The sequence below is a fragment of the Curtobacterium sp. 22159 genome, from assembly GCF_052045775.1.
Classification (GTDB): Bacteria; Actinomycetota; Actinomycetes; order Actinomycetales; family Microbacteriaceae; genus Curtobacterium.
In genome coordinates, this window is the sequence record NZ_JBQEPN010000003.1 from 104,145 (window position 1) to 121,769 (window position 17,625).

At 72.5% G+C, this 17,625-nt stretch carries 12 protein-coding genes; 4 read left to right on the forward strand and 8 right to left on the reverse strand.

Features of this window, described 5'->3' with window-relative positions; genetic code table 11:
• The first annotated feature begins 25 nt into the window (after positions 1-25).
• Together ACTJKO_RS04475 and ACTJKO_RS04480 are read left to right on the forward strand one after the other, a co-directional pair.
• Entirely contained in the window at positions 26-1,840 is a 1,815-nt protein-coding gene (locus ACTJKO_RS04475) for a thiamine pyrophosphate-requiring protein (RefSeq protein ID WP_440686102.1), read from the forward strand.
• A gap of 82 nt (positions 1,841-1,922) precedes the next feature.
• A complete protein-coding gene (locus ACTJKO_RS04480) occupies positions 1,923-4,274 on the forward strand; it encodes a bifunctional metallophosphatase/5'-nucleotidase (RefSeq protein ID WP_440686104.1) in 2,352 nt (783 codons plus the stop codon).
• A gap of 350 nt (positions 4,275-4,624) precedes the next feature.
• Here ACTJKO_RS04480 and efeB read toward each other — a convergent pair whose 3' ends face one another.
• The 3 genes from efeB to efeU are packed head-to-tail and all read right to left on the reverse strand — an operon-like array spanning position 4,625 to position 8,716.
• Positions 4,625-5,908 carry an iron uptake transporter deferrochelatase/peroxidase subunit gene (gene efeB, locus ACTJKO_RS04485; RefSeq protein ID WP_440686106.1) on the reverse strand — a complete coding sequence of 428 codons (1,284 nt, stop codon included), beginning with the start codon at positions 5,906-5,908 and terminating at the stop codon, positions 4,625-4,627.
• Positions 5,905-7,143: an iron uptake system protein EfeO gene (gene efeO / locus ACTJKO_RS04490; protein WP_440686108.1), complete on the reverse strand. Its 1,239-nt coding sequence runs from the start codon at positions 7,141-7,143 to the stop codon at positions 5,905-5,907. Before efeO ends, efeB begins: the two co-directional genes overlap by 4 nt.
• Positions 7,130-8,716, reverse strand: a complete 1,587-nt coding sequence (efeU, locus tag ACTJKO_RS04495) for an iron uptake transporter permease EfeU (RefSeq protein WP_440686110.1) — start codon at positions 8,714-8,716, stop codon at positions 7,130-7,132. The genes efeO and efeU overlap by 14 nt, the downstream gene beginning before the upstream one ends.
• A 69-nt stretch (positions 8,717-8,785) precedes the next feature.
• Here efeU and ACTJKO_RS04500 point away from each other — a divergent pair, with 69 nt between their 5' ends.
• Both ACTJKO_RS04500 and ACTJKO_RS04505 read left to right on the forward strand, forming a co-directional pair.
• The gene (locus tag ACTJKO_RS04500) at positions 8,786-9,574 is read left to right on the forward strand and encodes a trimeric intracellular cation channel family protein (protein WP_440686112.1); all 789 of its coding nucleotides are present in this window, start codon (positions 8,786-8,788) and stop codon (positions 9,572-9,574) included.
• 276 nt (positions 9,575-9,850) lie between these two features.
• Entirely contained in the window at positions 9,851-10,459 is a 609-nt protein-coding gene (locus ACTJKO_RS04505) for a TetR/AcrR family transcriptional regulator (protein ID WP_440686114.1), read from the forward strand.
• Between the two features lie 49 nt (positions 10,460-10,508).
• Here ACTJKO_RS04505 and ACTJKO_RS04510 read toward each other — a convergent pair whose 3' ends face one another.
• From ACTJKO_RS04510 to ACTJKO_RS04530, 5 genes are all read right to left on the reverse strand, one after another.
• The gene (locus tag ACTJKO_RS04510; protein ID WP_440686116.1) at positions 10,509-12,860 is read right to left on the reverse strand and encodes a transglutaminaseTgpA domain-containing protein; all 2,352 of its coding nucleotides are present in this window, start codon (positions 12,858-12,860) and stop codon (positions 10,509-10,511) included.
• The gene (locus tag ACTJKO_RS04515) at positions 12,857-14,104 is read right to left on the reverse strand and encodes a DUF58 domain-containing protein (RefSeq protein ID WP_440686118.1); all 1,248 of its coding nucleotides are present in this window, start codon (positions 14,102-14,104) and stop codon (positions 12,857-12,859) included. The genes ACTJKO_RS04510 and ACTJKO_RS04515 overlap by 4 nt, the downstream gene beginning before the upstream one ends.
• Before the next feature lie 83 nt (positions 14,105-14,187).
• Positions 14,188-15,180: an AAA family ATPase gene (locus ACTJKO_RS04520; protein ID WP_440686120.1), complete on the reverse strand. Its 993-nt coding sequence runs from the start codon at positions 15,178-15,180 to the stop codon at positions 14,188-14,190.
• A gap of 155 nt (positions 15,181-15,335) precedes the next feature.
• Positions 15,336-16,349, reverse strand: a complete 1,014-nt coding sequence (locus ACTJKO_RS04525) for a sugar phosphate isomerase/epimerase family protein (protein WP_440686122.1) — start codon at positions 16,347-16,349, stop codon at positions 15,336-15,338.
• Positions 16,346-17,554, reverse strand: coding sequence for a Gfo/Idh/MocA family protein (locus ACTJKO_RS04530; RefSeq protein ID WP_440686124.1), 1,209 nt, complete (start codon positions 17,552-17,554; stop codon positions 16,346-16,348). Before ACTJKO_RS04530 ends, ACTJKO_RS04525 begins: the two co-directional genes overlap by 4 nt.
• Positions 17,555-17,625 lie beyond the last annotated feature (71 nt).

Sequence of the window (17,625 nt, forward strand, 5' to 3'; positions counted from 1 at the left end):
AGGAACGGCCGAGCACGCTGGGCGCATGAGCACCACAGTGAGCGACTTCGTGATCGACCGCATCAAGGCGTGGGGCGTCTCCCGCGTGTTCGGGTACCCGGGTGACGGCATCGGCGCCTTCGACGGTGCGCTCGGCAAGGCGGACGGGAGCGAGCGCGCGCTCGAGTACGTCCGGCCGACGCACGAGGAGATCGCGGCGCTCATGGCGACCGCGCACGCCAAGTTCACCGGCGAGGTCGGGGTCTGTGTCGCGACGTCGAGCCCGGGGGCGTTCCACCTGCTCAACGGGCTGTACGACGCCCAGATGGACAACCAGCCCGTCGTCGCGATCGTCGGCCAGCAGGGCCTCGCCTCCATCGGGACGTTCACCCAGCAGGAGTCGAACCTCGAGCGCGTGTTCGCCGACGTGGCCTGCTACGTCGAGACGGTGACGACGCCGGACGCGGTCGGCGTGGTCGTCGACACGGCCTTCCGGACGGCGATGCTCCGGAAGCAGCCGGCCGTGGTCGTCCTCCCCCACGACGTGCAGGCGATGACGTACGAGGCGCCGTCGGCGGAGCACTGGGTGTCCCGGTCCAGCGACGTGGCACCGTCGACCCGGATCACGCCACCGGCCGACGAGGTGGCGAAGATGGCCGACATCATCAACGCCGGCGAGCGGGTGACGTTCCTGGTCGGCGCCGGAGCACGCGGCGCGACGGACCAGGTGCTCGCGGCGGCCGAGAAGGCCGGTGCCGGCATCATCACGGCCCTCCGCGGCAAGGACGTCGTCCCCTCCGACGTGCCCTACCACACCCAGCAGGTCGGACTCCTCGGCTCCCGGCCGAGCCTGACCCAGATCAAGGAGTGCGACACGATCGTGCTCCTCGGCACGAACTACCCGTACGGCGAGTACCTGCCGGCGACCGGTCAGGCTCGCGGTGTCCAGGTCGACATCAAGCCCGAGCAGCTCGGCCTGCGGTACCCGACCGAACTCAACCTCTGGGGCGACGTCGGAGCGACCCTCGACGCGCTGCTGCCGCTGCTGACGGCGAAGTCGGACAGGTCCTGGCAGGAGCGCCTCGCTGGCGAGATGCGCGAGTGGGAAGCCGAGATGGCCCGCCAGGCCGAGGTCGGCTACGACGACGGCGTGAACCCGCGCCGGGTGATCCGCGCCGTCGACGAGCACCTGCCCGAGGGCGTGACCGTCACCTGCGACGCCGGCACCACGGCCGACTGGTACGGCCACCACATCCGGCTCCGCCGCGGCATGCGTGGTGACCTGTCCGGGCGACTCGCGACGATGCTCGCTGCGATGCCGTACGCGGTCGCCGCGAAGTTCGCCTTCCCGGACCGCCCCGCGGTGTGCACGATCGGCGACGGTGCGTTCCAGATGCTCGGCATGAACGAGCTCATCACGGTGAAGAAGTACATGGCGGACTGGCCGAACCAGCAGCTCGTCGTCGTGATCATGCACAACGACGACCTGGGGCAGGTGTCGTGGGAGATGCGCACGGAGGACGGCAACCCGATGTGGCGCGGGTCCCAGGACGTCGAGACGATGGACTACGCCGGCTACGCCGAACTCCTCGGCTTCACCGGCATCGCGGTCCACGACGACGACGAGGTCGAGGCAGCCGTCGAGCGTGCCTTCGCGAACCCGGGCGTGACCGTGATCGATGCGTACGTCAGCCGGAACGTGCCGCCGCTGCCGCCGCACATCACCGCCGAGTACGCGATCAACACCGCGAAGAGCCTGCTCAAGGGCGACCCGGTGGAGCTCGGCGTCGTCAAGGACTCGGCGAAGGCGATGGCCACCGAGGCCGTCGAACGCGTCAAGGGAGCACTCGGCCGCGACTGAGGTGTGCGCTGTGTGAACAACACGTGACGTGTTGCGGCAACTGCTGGCGCGTTGCCTGTGGGAGTTCGTAGGTTCTCGGACGATGAACGCACACTCCACCTCCCCGCGCCGGCGCAGCCGGATCGTCGGCGGGGCAGCGCTGGCCACCGCCGGCGTCCTCGTCGCCCTGTCCGTCCCCTCCGCCGCGGTCGCTGCCGACGGCGACACCACGATCGACATCCTCGACATCAACGACTTCCACGGTCGCATCGAGTCCGAGGGCACGGCCGCCGACAAGGCTGCCGGTGCCGCGAAGCTCGCCTCCGTCGTGCAGTCGTACCGCGAGGCCAACCCGAACACGATCTTCACGAGCGCCGGCGACAACGTCGGCGCCTCGACGTTCACCTCGCTCATCCAGCAGGACTCGCCGACCATCGACGCGCTCAACGCGATGCACCTCGACGTCAGCGCGATCGGCAACCACGAGCTCGACAAGGGCCAGGACGACCTGACCGGGCGCATCGAGGACCGCGCGGACTGGCCGTACATCTCGGCGAACATCGTCAAGCAGGGCACGACCGACCCCGCCTTCACCCCGTACCAGGTCGTCGAGAAGGGCGGCGTCAAGGTCGGCTTCATCGGCGCCACCACCGAGGACCTCATCCCCGGCCTCGTCAGCCCCGGCGGCGTGAAGGGCCTCGCGATGGCCCCGATCGTCAGCCAGGTCAACAAGTACGCCGACCAGCTCACCGACGGCAACGCCGCGAACGGCGAGGCCGACGTGCTCGTCCTGCTCGTCCACGAGGGCGCCACCACCTCGAACATCGCGGACGCGACCGGCAACGGCGCCTTCGGCAAGATCACCTCGGGCGTCTCGTCGAAGGTCGCGGCGATCGTCTCGGCGCACACGCACGCGAAGTACGACCACTCCATCCCCGGACCGGACGGCACGCCCCGCCCGGTCATCCAGACCGGTTCGTACGGGGTGAACTACGGCCACCTGAAGCTCACCGTGGGCTCCGACAAAAAGCTCACGGCCATCACCTCCGAGGTGAAGTCCGTCAACGCCGAGACGACGGTCCCCGCCGACCTCACCTCGACGAACGCGGTGGCCGGGATCGTCTCCTCGGCGAAGGCGGTCGCCGACGTCGAGGGCGCGAAGAAGCTCGGGGAGATCACGAGCGACTTCCGCCGCGCGGTGCAGTCCGACCGCACCTCCGAGAACCGCGGCGGCGAGTCGAAGCTGGGCAACTACATCGCCGAGGTGCAGCGCACCGCGACCGCCCGGCAGGGCTCGCAGGTCGCGTTCATGAACCCGGGCGGGCTCCGCACCGACATGCTCTACAAGTCGAGCGGCGCCGGTGACCCGGACGGGACCGTGACCTACAAGGAAGCCGCCCTCGTCCAGCCCTTCGCCAACACCCTCGTCACCGAGGACATGACCGGCGCGCAGATCAAGGCCGCCCTCGAGCAGCAGTGGCAGCCCGACGGTCTCGAGCGTCCGTTCCTGAAGCTCGGCGTGTCGAACGGCTTCGCCTACACCTACGACCCGTCGAAGGGTCGCGGCGACCGCATCACCTCGATGTCGCTGAACGGGAAGACGATCGCGCCGACGGACACGCTCAAGGTGACCGTCAACTCGTTCCTGTCGACCGGTGGCGACAACTTCGCCGCCTTCGCGACGGGGTCGAACATCGCCGACTCGGGTCAGGTGGACCTGCAGGCCCAGGTGGACTACTTCGCCGCGCAGACGAAGGCCGTCGCACCGCCGACCGACCAGCGTGCCGTCGGTGTCACCGTCACCCCGACCCCGGCCGGTGGCTTCCAGCCGGGCGACGAGGTCACCGTCGGCCTGTCGTCGCTGACGTTCTCGAGCGACGACCCCGCCACCGCGGGCCGGGTCTCGGTCAGCGCGGGCGGCACCGAGCTGACGAGCGCTGACGTCGACCCGTCGATCGTGGACAAGACCGACGAGCAGGGACGCGCGACGCTGACGTTCCGGGTGCCCGGCGCCCCGACGGCCGCGAACCCCGCGACCGCGCTCGGCGCCGCGTTCGGCACGACCGTCCTCGCGGCGGCCGTGGCACCGGCCGCCACCACGGACGAGCCGCTCGTGGTCACGCTGCCCGACGGCCAGACCGTCACGCTCGCGGTCACCATCCCGATCGCCGCCGCGGTCGACCCGACGGACCCGGCCGACCCCGCCGACCCGACCGATCCGACCACGCCCGGCGCCGGTGACGCCGGTCCCGGCACCGGTGCCGCCGGCGGCGACACCGACGGGGTCGTCGACGGCACGGTCCCGGCGAACGCCGGCGGTGCGCTCGCGTACACGGGCGCCGACATCGCGGTCCCCGCGATCGCCGCGGGCGTGCTGCTCCTCGCCGGACTCGTCGCGCTGGTCGTCGCACGCCGGAAGCGGGCACAGCGCGAGGTGACCGTCCAGGCGGACTGACCGCGCCCCTCCCGGCCCGAGCGGCCGGAGCGGCCGGAACGGCCGGAACGACGGATCCCGAGCGGGCCGTCCCACCGAGGTGGGGCGGCCCGCTCCCGTCCGTCCAGGAGGCGCGTCACCCCGTCAGCACGCCCCTCGCCGTCGTCTCGGTGCGCGAACCGGCCCTTCCCACGGCTTCCCGGTGGTGGCGGCGATGCGCGGGGTACGCTCGGCCCTGTCGCATCGCGACGCGTCGCGCCGGGTCGCCTCTCACGCCGGGCGGTGGTTCCGCCCGTCGAGACTCCGCGGCGCGGGTGCTCTCCGTCTCCAGGGAAACGACGGAGGGCACCCACCACCGGGGCCGCCGGGGGTCAGCGGAACAGCTGCTCGCCGATGTACGAGCCCTTGCGCGGGGCAGGCGGGATCGCGAACACCGCGGAGCCGATGTGCGAGATGTACTCGTTCAGACGGTCCGACGCCCCGAGCCTGCGCTGCAGCCGGGTGAAGTGCTCGGGGTCGTTCATGTAGGCCGTGAACAGCAGCCCGGCGTCGAGCTGCCCGTACTGGTTGAGCCCGTCCGTGTAGTTGTACGGACGGCGGAGGATCTTCACCCCGCCGTTCGCCTCGTGCGCCGCGAGCGCGATGTGCGACCGCGGGTCGATCTTCTCCGTGCCGTCGGCGCCCTTCGCTGCAAAGTCCGGCGTGGTGTGCTCGGACCCGCCGGACAGCGGCGCGCCCTCGATCTTGGTCCGGCCGAACACGCGCTGCTGGTCGCTGACGACGTCGGCGTCCCAGATCTCGATGTTCATCCGGATCTTGCGGACCACCTGGTACGTCCCGCCCGCCATCCAGTCGGCACCGTCCCCGGCGTCGTCCGCGCCGATCCACACGAAGCGCTCGTACTCCTCGTCGGTGGTGACGTTGCGCGTGCCGTCCTTGAACCCCATGAGGTTCCGCGGTGTGGACTGGTCCGGCCCGGCGGACGCACGTCCGAAGCCGAGCACCGTCCACCGCACCGTCGCGGTGCCCCGGGCGATGCGGGCGAGGTCGCGGACCGCGTGGTACGCCACCTGCGGGTCGTCGGCGCACGCCTGCAGGGACAGGTCCCCGCCGGTGAGCGTGTCGTCGAGGTTGTCGCTCGGCAGGGTCGGGATCGCCGCGAGGTGCTGCGGCTTCTTGCCGGCGAGCCCGAAGCGCTCGTCGAAGATCCCGGGGCCGAGTCCGACCGTGACGGTGAGCGACGCGGGGCCGAGGTCGAGCGCCTCGCCCGTGTCCGCACCGACGCCGTCCCCGTGCGCGGGTTCGACGCTGCCGACCGTCTTGCCGGCCTGCAGCTGCGCGATCGATGCCGACCACCGGGCGAGCAGCACCTGGAGGTCGGTGGTGACGCTCGACGCCATGTCGAAGGTCATGAACACGCAGTACCGCTGCGGCTCCGTCCGCACGCCGCCCTGGGGTGCGCGGGCCGCGGTGGCGTAGAACGGGTGGCTCCGCGAGAGGTCGATCGACTCGTCGCCGTTCGTCGCCGCGGTGAACGGGTCGACGCCGGTCGCGGCCGTGGACCCGGCGATGCCGGCGGCTGCTCCGACACCTGCCCCCGCTGCGGCGAGACCGGCACCGAACAGACCACGCCGGGAGACGTCCGGGCGGCTCACGCCGTGGCGACCTTCTCGGCGAGCCGGGACAGCGGGTCCTGCAGCGCCTGCACCTGCTGCGAGATCTTGTTCGCGTCGGCGGCCTTCGTGGCTGCGTCCCACGTGCGGAAGCCGCCGAGGGCGCTCGAGTCGCGGTAGTCGTCCATCAGCGTGTTCGTGGCGTCGAACTGCTTCGCGATCTGCTTCGTCAGGGTGGGGTCCAGCTTGGTCAGACCCGGCTTGAGGTACGCGAAGGCCTGGCGGGCGCCCTCGACGTTCGCGGCGAGGTCGACGAGGTCGATGTGGCTGAAGGCCTCTTCCTCGCCGGTGATCTTGTTCGACTGCACCTCCTCGAGCAGACCGGCGGCGCCGTTGGCGAGGTCCTCCGGCTTGTAGTCGAGGGTCGGGACGAGCTTCGCGAGCAGCTCGACGTTCTCGGTGAGGTCACGAGCGGTCTGCTTGGTGGACGCGGTGATCGCGCCGGCCTGGAACAGGTCCTTCTCGACGGCGTGGAAGCCGCTCCACCCGACGGCGTCGTCGAGGTTCGAGGCGCGCATGTCGATGAGGTAGTCGAGGTTGCCGGCGTTGTCGGTGGCCTTGAAGCCCTGCTTCACGAAGCCGTCGACGTCGCTCTCGACGTGCTCGTAGTACGGACGGGCGTTCGCGTAGTCGGTCTTCGCCGCGGTGAGGTCGCCCTTGTCGACGTCGGCCTGCAGCTGCCGCACGGCGGTCACCATGTCGGTCACCTGGCCGTCGACGTACGTGGCGTAGCCCTTCGTGCCCTCCTGCAGGAGCGTCGCGGCGCTGCTGTTCGCGGTCGAGGTCGCCTTGCCGGTGACGGTGAAGTCGGTGAGCTCCTGCTCGGCACCCGGGCAGTAGACCTGGTACTTCCCGCCGGTCAGCGTGGCCGTGAAGCGGACCGCGCCGAGCCCCGGGGCGAGGTTCTCCTTCTCGCCGAGGATGCGCTGGTCCTGCAGCAGCTCCACCTCGGTGATGGCGGTCGACGACTCGTTCTTCACGGTGAACGTGACGGGGCCGGCGGGCACCTTGGTGGTCGAGACCGAGCACGTGTCCGATCCGTCGTTCTCCAGGGTCACCGAGACCCGGGACACCTTGCCGGACCCCGTGGACCCGTTCCCCGCCGAGGAGGACGAGTCCGCGCAGCCGGTGAGTGCGAGCGCGGTCACGACGCCGACGGCGCCGAGCGCGATCAACGGGCGGGCGGTCAGGGGGCGGGCGGTCCTACCGAACGGCATACTCGGGGCTCCTCGTGGGGTCGGCGGGCGTGGTGCCCGACGGGTCGGTCTCGGGGGCGGTGGTCGGGGTGAGGGGTCGGCGGCGGCGGTCGCGCAGGGCCAGGAGCGCCTGGGTGACGGCGGCCACGCCGAGGGCGATCGGCAGCCAGGCCTTCCAGAGCAGCAGCTCGGCCGACCGGGTGGCGGCAGCGGTGACGACCGCGGCGTGCTGCTGGACGTGTGCGTCGGGGACGGACCACAGGTCACGGTCGAGCGTGGTGGTGCGTGCGGACGGGAGGCCCCCACCGCTCAGCGTGAGCACCGTGCGTTCAGTGCGGCTCGCGTCCAGGACGCCCCCTCCGACGGTCCAGAGGGTCACGGTGTCGCGGACGGCCCAACGCGCGGTGAAGGGGCCCGGGTTCGTGCTCGGCGAGATCCCGACGGGCACGCGGCCGAACAGGGTGACGAGGTCGTCGAGGCCGAGGGTGGCGGGCCGGGAGGCGCTGGACGCGTCGTCCGTGACGCGCCACCGGTCTGCCGTCACGCCGGCCCGGGTGACGCGCTGGTGCGCCGACGCCGGCAGGGTGATCCGTCCCTCCTGGCCCGTCCCCGTGGTCCGCAGCACGGCGCTCGTCCCGTGGACGGAGGCCGTGACGGACGTCGCGTCGCCGGTCACGTCGGTCGTCGGCGACAGGCTGGCGCCGCCGGTCGGGACGGCGACCACGAGCGCGGCGGCCGCGACGGCGAGGGCGGTGGCGATGCCGGCCCGGACGGCCGGCACGCACGCGGGAGCCGGACGCCAGGCGCGGGGCCAGAGCGAGATCGCCAGGACCGGCACGACGTAGAGGACCCAGCCGAGTACCTCGATGACCCGCGGGTCCGGTGGGATGCCGAGCACGCCGGTCACGAGCGCGCCCTGCACGGAGCCGTTCGGAGCGAGCCACGAGAGGTCGACGGTGCGCTGCTGGCCGATCACGATCCAGCCGGCCTCGTGGGCGCGGCGGAGCACCGTCAGGACGAGCCCGCCGGCGACGAACACGAGGAAGATCCCGGTGCCGGTGAAGAACTTCGACAGGTTCAGCCGCACACCACCGGTGTAGATGCCGTACCCGATGACGACCGCGCCCCCGATGCCGATGACGGCGCCGAGGGCAGCGAGTCCGGTGTCCGCGGACGCCTGGAACGTGGCGAGCAGGAAGACGGCCGTCTCGAAGCCCTCCTTGAGCACGGCGAGGAACGCCATGCCCGCGAGCGCCCAGGCGGTCCCGCGGCCGAGTGCCGCGCTCGCGCTCGCCTCGAGCTCCTTCGTCAGGGATCGCGCGTGGCTGCGCATCCAGACGATCATGCCGGTGACGAAGACGACCGCGACGACGCCGATGACGGCTTCCATGCCCTCCTGCTGCGCCTGCGGCAGACCCTGCTCGACCACCTGCAGGCCGAAGCCGACCGCGACGCTGAGCACGACGGCGGTCCCGACGCCGAGCCACATCGGTGCGAGCGGTACCCGGTTGCGACGGAGGAACGCGGCGATGATGCCGACGATGAGGGTCGCTTCGAGGCCTTCGCGGAGGCCGATGACGAGAGTGGCGAGCATGACGAAGGTGAGGCTAACCTAACCGGCCGTCGCCCCGCCACTCCGCGCCGGTGATGTTTGATGGTTCTCATGAACCTGCTGTCCGTCGAAGGCCTGGCGTCGATCACGAACGTGCTCGACCTGGCCGGGGTGTTCGCGTCGGCACTGCTCGGCGGTTCCCTCGCCCGGACGATGGACTTCGACCTCTTCGGGTTCCTCGTCGTCGGGTTCGTCTCGGGCCTCGGCGGCGGCATGCTCCGCGACACCCTGCTGCAGAACGGACCGCCCGTCGCGCTCGTGGACCCGCTCTACGCGCCGGTCGCGATCGCGGGTGCGCTCATCGCGTTCTTCGTGTCGTTCTCGGAACGTGCGTGGGACCGGCTGTTCACCGTGCTCGACGCCGCGGTCATCGGGTTCTGGTCGGTCGTCGGGGTCCAGCGGACGTTCGATGCCGGGCTCCACTGGCCCGCCGCCATCATCATGGGGACCATCACGGCGGTCGGCGGCGGTGCGATGCGGGACCTGCTGCTCCGCCGTGTGCCCGCGGTCTTCGGCGGCAACGCCCTGTACGCCACGGTGGCGGTCGCCGCGTCGGCCGTCATGGTCGTCGCGTCGCACCTCGGGGCACCGTCGGTCGGGATCGTCGCAGCGATCGTGCTGTCCCTCGGGCTGCGGTGGGGAGCGGTCCGGCGGGGATGGGGGCTGCCGAACGGCCGCGACTGGCAGCCGAAGTCCACGCTCGGCTCGCTCCTGCAACGGGGACGGAAGCTGCGCCCCGACGCGATCCGACTGCTGCGCCGACCCGGCCGACGCTCCGGTGTGGGCAGCGTGCGCCACGAACAGGCGCCCACCGGCGAGAGCGACCGCACCGACCGCTGAGGGGTGTCATACGCCGACGGCCGGGCGTAGCATCGGTACCGCCGGGTATCGTCCCGGCGCACGTCGCCCGCTCCGGCACCGACGCGACCCGAACGCGGCGGATCCGAACGGACGTGTTGACGGGGGCTTCGCTGATGCCGCGCGGGATCAGACGCGCGGCGCGGCAGGTCCCCGGTCACGCGCTGCCTCCAGCACAATGGTCCTGACCCACCACCACGCCAGCCCGACGAAGCCGGACCCGACGGACCGCGGCGGGCCCCGTCGAATCAGGAACCGATGAGCGACGACGCCTCCGTCTCCCCCACTCCACGCACCCCGCGGGCCGAGGTCCGCGAACGTCTCCTGAACGCCGGTGCCGCGGTGTTCGCCGAACAGGGCGTGCACGAAGCCCGGCTGGACGAGGTCGCCGCCCGCGCCGGGTTCAGCAAGGGCGCCGTGTACTCGAACTTCTCGTCGAAGGAGGACCTCGTCGCGCAGGTCATGCAGCGCGCGACGAACCTGGTGCTCGGCTCGCTGCGGGAACTCGTGCGCGCCGACGTCACCGCCGTGGAGATCGGGGACGTCGTGCGTGCGGCATTCGGCCGCCACGACCAGAGCGCACAGTTCGCGCTGCTGTCCGAGTTCCGCGGCTACGCGCTCCGGCACCCGGAGTTCCTGCCCGAGTTCGTCCGACAGCGGCGCGAACTGCAGGAGGGCGTCCTCGAACTCGTCCGGCTGTGGTTCGGGGCACACCCCGAGATCGACCCCGGGATGCGGTTGGAGGACCTGGCGACGGTGCTCATCGGGGCGAACGTGGGCATCGTGTTCGACGCGGAGGCGCTGCCGGGAACGAACCCGGGCGAGGTCGTCGCTGCCCTGGTCGAGGCGGTCATCCGGAGGCGCTGACCACCGCCCGCACCCGGCTCCTGCCTCGTGCCTGCCGCGGCCCCGTGCGCTAGGCGGGACGTCGGCGTGTCCGGCGGCCCTCGTGCGACCACGCCGACGACGGCAGCAGGCTCGGCGGCAGCACGCGCGACCGCACCACCCGCACGACGGAGGAGGACCGGTCCAGCGCGGCCCGCGCCTCCTGGACGGCGACCAGCAGCGCACCGGTGTCCACCGCGGCCGGTCCGCCCGCGGCGAAGCGCTCACGATCGACGGCGTCCACCACGGTGTCCAGGGACGGCAGCACGTCGTCCGGCACGGCAGCCCGGAGCCGACCGAGGACCGCCCGAGCCGTCCGCGCAGCGGCGGCGGCGTCGCCCGGTGGTGCGAGCCCCGGCGCGTAGCCGTGGTCCGCGACGTCGTCGAGCACCTCTCGCCAGGCGTTCACGGCGGGCGACCTGCCGGAGCGCACCGCACCGATCCGGGACCGTCGGCGAGCCGCGCGGACGACGCCCGGGGTCACGAGGAGCGCCACCACGAGCAGGAGCCCGACGGCGAGTCCGAGCGGCCCGTCGTCGCGGCGACCCGTCGACCCGGCGGCGCCCGGCGCGGCGGAGGACGTCGGCGTCGGGTCCGTCGACGCGGCGGGCGCGGACCGGTCCGGCGCCGGCAACGGGGTGTCCGGTGCCGCGGCCGACGGCGTCGAGGTGGGCTCGGTGGGGGCGGTCGCGGCCTGGTCGGAGTCGGGGGTCGGCTCGAACGCGACCCAGCCGGCGCCCTTGATGTACAGCTCCGGCCACGAGTGCAGCTGACGGTTCGACACCGAGTACTCGCCGTCGGCCCGGGTCGGCCCGGCTCGGTACCCGACCGCGATGCGCGACGGGATGCCGAGCGTGCGTGCCATGACCGCCATCGCCGACGCGAAGTGCACGCAGTACCCCTCGCGCACCTGCAGGAACTTCGCGACGACGTCCATGCTGTCGCCGTCGTACCCCTGCTCGACGGGAGCCGTCTCGGAGTAGGTGAACAGGTCGCTCCGGAACCACTGTTCGAGCGCGCGGCCCTCCTCGTAGTCCGTGCCCGCGCTCCCGGCGACGCGGCGGGCCGTGCTCGCGATGCTCCGGGGAAGGTCCTTCGGCAGCGCCCGGTCCGTCCGGAGCTGCGCGGCGGACGGCGCGGCGAAGCCCCGTTCGTCGCCGTGGCCGAGCAGCCCGGAGGCGGCGATCGCGTCGAGGTACTCCCCCGCCCACGTGGACGCGCCGTACGCCTCGTACGTGGCGCCTCGGGGAGTCGACGGACCGGTGGAACGGACCGTGCTGGAGTCCCCCATCCAGCGCCACTGCCCGAGGTCGAGGTTCGTCGAGCGGGACTCGATCGACATCGCCCCGGACGGGACGGGCAGGTAGTTGCTCGACAGCCCCGTCACACGGATCGTGACGTCCCCGCGGGTGGACAGCCGCGGGTTGATGCCGACCGCCCACTGCTGCCGGTCCGCCGTCTCGGACTTCGAGGCGTCGGTCGTCGTCGGCACCCAGTCGCCCGTGCCGAACTCGTCGAGGTCGGCGAGCTTGAGGTACTCGGGCTGCCCGTCGGACGAGCGGTAGCGGAAGACCTCGAGCTCGTTCGGCTGCCGGAGGTCCTTGCCGAGGTTGAGCAGCGTGCCGGGACGCCCCGGCTGCACGGGCGACTGGATCGCCCCGGTGACGCCGGACAGCCACCCGGCATCCAGCGGCACGACCGCCGGGAGCCCCACGGCCACCACGAGGCCGATCGCCCCGACGACGGCCGCCGGCACCGCGCGCTGCAGGGGACGCACCGACGACCACAACAGGGCGAGGAAGGCGACACTGGCGGCGATGACGAGTCCGGGCGACGCCGGGGTCCCGGTGACGACCCCCGGCACGATGAGGATCACGAGCGCCGGTGTCGCGGCGAGCGCTGCCGTCGGGGCCACGGCGGCGAGGAACAGCGACACCCCGGCGACCCAGCCGATCGCGACGGTCACGATGAGCCGGATCGCGTCGGACTGCGGCAGCGGCGCCGGGTTGAGACGGACCGCCGCCAGGGTCTCGCCGAGCGCGCCGTCCTGGTCGAGCCAACCGAGCGGCTGCACGCCGTTCAGCACCGCGGCCGCACACGAGCTGACGATCAGGGCGGCGACCAGCGCGACGAAGCGGACACCGGGAGCACGACGACGCACGGCCAGCACGGTGCCGACCAGCACGGCGACGACGAGCACGCCGGACACCCACCACGCGATGCCCTGCACGAGGGGCCGCATCGCGAGGGCGGCGATGAGCACCGGGACCGGAGCGAGCGCCACGACCCAGGGGCTCGGCGAGTCCGGTCGTTCGGCGCGGGCGTCGGGATCAGGGCGGGCCTCGGACCGAGCGGAACGCGTGCGGGTCTGGACGCCGCTCACCGGATGCTCCCCGGCGCGTGCGCCCCGGCGACCGGCACGACGAGGGTCCGCCAGCCGCCGCGGTCGAGGATCCCGCGGACCACCGGGTCCGGCGGGACGATCGTGGCGAGGATCCCACGACTCGACCCGGTCGTCGACGACACGAGTTCTGCGGCCTGTTCGGCGGTGCAGTGCCCGGTGACGACCGCGGTCATGCCGTGCACGTCGCGGCCACGGACGTCGGGCAGGACCTCGGTCACCTCGCGCGCGTCGGATCGGATCCGCACGTCGGCGAGTCCCACCAGCACGTCGGTCAGGCCGCCGGCGTCGCCCGCATGCCGCGTGCTCCCGGACGGCGAGTCGCTGACCAGGACGACCCGGGACGTCCGTGCGGCCAGTGCACGCGCGACGCTCGCGGCCACCACGACGGCGTGCTCGAAGGCCGCATCGCCCCCGAGGTCGGACAGCTCGGCGAGGTCGTCGCGGCCCAGCCGCTGGTACGACTCACGGCGCACGTCGAGGGCGATGACCGCCTCGGGCGGTTGCGCCTGCGTCGTCTGGCGCACGTGGAGCTCCCCGCGGCGGGCACTCTGCGCCCAGTGCACGCGCCGGATCGGGTCGCCCGGGCGGTACGGCCGGAGTTCGCTGTCGTCCGCCGACCCGCCCTGGCCGACCCGGCCCTCGTCGGCGGAGACGGCACCGGCGAGCGCACCGGTGTCGAGCGCGGCGAGCGGGGTCGTCGCCGGGACGACGACGACCTCTTCCGCCGCGACCACGGGCCGGTCGATGCGCAGCAGTCCGAACGGGTCCTCGACGCGGATGGTCACCGGCCCGACCAGGCTCCGTCCGCGGTGCATCGCGAGCGCCTCGACGTCGAGCACCGCCGGCGGGAGGTTCGGCCCGACCTGCGCGTAGGTCTCGGCGGTCGACAGGCTCGCCAGGCCGTCGTCGAGCTGCTCGCGGACGAGCAGGGTCGAGCGTGGTCCGAACGGCAGGCTCGTGCCGCCCAGGGTGATGCGTTCGCGGAAGACCTCGCCGACCTGGACGATCGCGCGCGCCGTGCCCCGGCTGCCGCGGAGCGGTGCCGCCACGACGAAAGCCATCACGATGCCGAGCACCACGAGGACGAGCAGCAGGAGCCCGGCGGACACCGCCACGCTCGTCGTCCCCACGAGCCCGCCGCCGACGAGGCCGACACCGACCGCGATCACCGTCCACCCGCGCGCCGTCGGCCGCGGGAACGGGGTCCGGCGGAGCAACGCCACCCCCCGACGCCCGTACCGCAGGGCGGTCGATCGCGCGGCACCCGCCCGCAGTGCGAGCGACGAGGGTGCCGACGGCCCGGACATCAGGAGCGGACGGGTGCCGCCGTGAACGGCACGGCGGTGTCGGAGACGATGCGCACGACGATGTCGCGGACGGTGTCGTCGCCGGTGCCGCCCAGGCCGCGGGCGACCGGGACGAGCCGGTGCGCGAGGATCACCGGTGCGAGGGTGGCGACGTCGTCCGGCGTGACGAACGGTCGGCCGAGCAGGGCGGCGTGGGCGCGGGCGGCCTGGGCGAGGTGGAGCGTGGCGCGCGGGCTGGCGCCGAGCACGATGTCCGGGTGGGTGCGGGTGGCGCGGACGATCGCGACGATGTACGCCTCGACGTCGGGCGCGACGTGCACGGTGCGGACCGACCGGATGAGGTCGCGGAGCGTGGTGACGTCGACGATCGGACGGAGCTGCGCGAGCGGGTCGCCGCCGCCACGGTTCGTGAGCATCCGCCGCTCGGCGTCGGCGCTCGGGTACCCCATGGTCAGGCGCGCCATGAACCGGTCGCGCTGGGCCTCGGGCAGCGGGTAGGTGCCCTCCATGTCGATCGGGTTCTGCGTCGCGACGATCATGAACGGTCGGTCCAGCGGACGCGTCACGCCGTCGACCGTGACCTGCGCCTCGGCCATCGCCTCGAGCAGGGCGGACTGGGTCTTCGGGCTCGTGCGGTTGATCTCGTCGCCGATGACGACGTTCGCGAACACCGGTCCGGGCGAGAACCGGAACGTGCCGGACGACTGGTCGAAGATGTTCACGCCCGTGACGTCCGACGGGAGCATGTCCGAGGTGAACTGGATGCGGTTGACCGACCCGCCGACCGATGCACCGAGCGCCTTCGCCAGGACCGTCTTGCCGACGCCGGGGACGTCCTCGACGAGCAGGTGCCCTTCGGCGAGCATCACGGTCAGCGCCGTGCGGATCGCTTCGGTCTTGCCGTCGATCACGGTCGCCACGGCGGCGATGATGGCGTCCCCGACGTCCTGGATGCGGTCGATGGGGAAGGCGGGGTCCGTCGGTTCCGGCACGCAGGCCTCCTCGGCTCGGGACAGGTGTCGTGCATGCTACAACGGCCCGGTGACATCTCCCGGGGATGCGTCACCGACTGCGCCCCGGGACACACGCACCGCGGGGCGGACGGGAGGCGCGGGGCGGGCCCGCAGCGTGCCTCCCGTCCGCCTCGTCAGCGTCCTCCGGCGCGCGCCGACAGCGCCGCGTCCGCCGCCAGCAGGACCTCCGCTGCGACGGCCGCCCCGTCCTCGCGCCCGAGTTCGGTGTCCTCGTGCTCGATGTTCACCCACATCTCCGGGTCGACCTCGTGCAGCGCGGCGAGGAACTCCGTCCAGTACGCCGTGTCGTGCCCCTTGCCGAGCGCGACGAAGTCCCACGCGGACGGCTTCGGCCACTCGTTCGCCCACTCGTCCCCGCCGAGGTTCGTCCGGGGCTCCTCCGGCGACAACCGGCGGAACGCGTTGTCGAGCACCCCGTCGATCGCCGCGTGGGGGTTGATGCGGACGTCCTTCGCCGCGGCGTGGAACACGAGCGGTCCGAGGTCCCGCACGACCGCCACCGGGTCCATCTGCTGCCAGAAGAGGTGGCTCGCGTCGAGCTCGACACCGATGTTCGTCAGACCGCCACGGGACACCAACTCGCGCACCGATGCCGGGTTGAAGACGAGGTTCTGCGGGTGCAGTTCGAGCGCCACCCGGACGCCGTGCTCCCGGGCGAGGGCGTCGATCTCCTGCCAGAACGGCACGGCGACGCTCCACTGGTACTCGAGGACGTCGAGCGCCGCCGAGTTCCACGCGTTGACGATCCAGTTCGGGCGGGTCGCTCCGGGCTCACCGCCGGGCAGGCCGGACATCGTGACGACGCGGTCCTGACCGAGCCGGGCCGCCAGTCGGATGCTCCGCCGGATGTCCTCGGCGTGCCGCTCCCCGATCGAGCGGTCGGGGTGCAGCGGGTTCCCGTTGCAGTTGAGGCCCGCGATCGAGACCCCGGTGCCGTCGAACCGAGCGAGGAACGCGTCGCGCGCCACGTCGTCGACGAGGATCCGGTCGAGGTCGGGCACGTGCACGGGCGGCAGGAACCCGCCGGTGTTCAGCTCGATGCCGGTGAGTCCGTTCCCGGCGATCGCTGCGAGCGCGTCCTCGAGCGGCCGGTCGTGGAAGATCGCGTCGTAGAGACCGAGTTTCATGCGTGCACCGCTTCCGTGACCGTCTGGGCTGCCCCACCTGCGGCGGCGGACCGCGCCACCGCGTCGAGGACCTCCATGTTGTGGACGCCGTCGGAGAACGTCGCGTTCGCCGGCAGGGGGTCGGTCGTGTTGCCGGTCACCTCGTCGAGGAAGGCCCGTGCCTGGTACTCGAACATCTGGTTCTGTCCCCACCCGACCCCTGGCGCGTCCATCGCCATCCCACCGGCGACGTAGGGGTGTTCGGGGCCGAGCACGACCTGACGGTACCCGCCGAGCCGCGATCCGTCGGACTGCAGTGCGAGGCCGATCTCGGACGCGCGCTCCTGGTCCCAGCGGGCGGCGCCCCGCTCGCAGACGACCTCGACGACGAGGCCGTTCGGGTGCGCGGTCGCGACCCGCGAGACCTCGAGCGAACCGACGACCGTCCCGTCGACGAACCGTGCACCGAATGCCGCGTAGTCGTCGTTCTCGACGTCGGCGGACTCCCCCGTCAGCGGGACCGTCTGCCCGCGGAGGGCGAACCCCGCGGCGATCGGGCGCTTCGTGATCGCGGTCGTGAACGTGCCGCCGTTGACGCTCCGGATCTCGCCGGCGAGGAACTCCGCCACGTAGGCCAGGTGCGAACCGACGTCCGCGAGTGCCCCGGTACCGGGCGCCCCGGCGAAGCGCCACGAGAACGGCACGTCCGGCGACGACCCGTAGTCGGTCCAGTACCGGCCGGACACGTGCAGGACCCGCCCGAGCGTGCCGTCCTCGACGAGCTCCTTGACGGCGGCGAGACCCGGTGCGCGCCGGTAGGTGAACCCGACGCGGGCGACCTGACCCCGCTCGGCGGCGGCGTCCGCGGCGACGACCATGGCGCGGGCGTCCTCGAGGGAGTCGGCGAGCGGCTTCTCGCAGAGCACGTGCTTGCCGGCGGCCAGCAGGCCCTCGACGATCTCGCGGTGCAGGGTGTTCGCGACGACGACGCTCACCACGTCGATGTCGTCCGCCTCGGCGATCGCTCGCCAGTCCGTGTCGTGCCGGGAGTACCCGAAGCGTCGCGCGGCCCCGGCGGCGAGCGGCTCGTACACGTCCCCGACCGACACGAGCCGGACCGGCGGGAGTGTCGACCCGAACAGGGACGGTGCGTTCCGCCAGGCGGCCATGTGCGCCTTGCCGGCCATGCCGGCTCCGATGACGGCGACGCCGATGCTGTCGCTCATGTTCTCTCCTTCGAGAAGACAGGTGGTTCTGGAACGTTCCAGAAGATGTCGGTAGACTGTAGCCCGTCCCA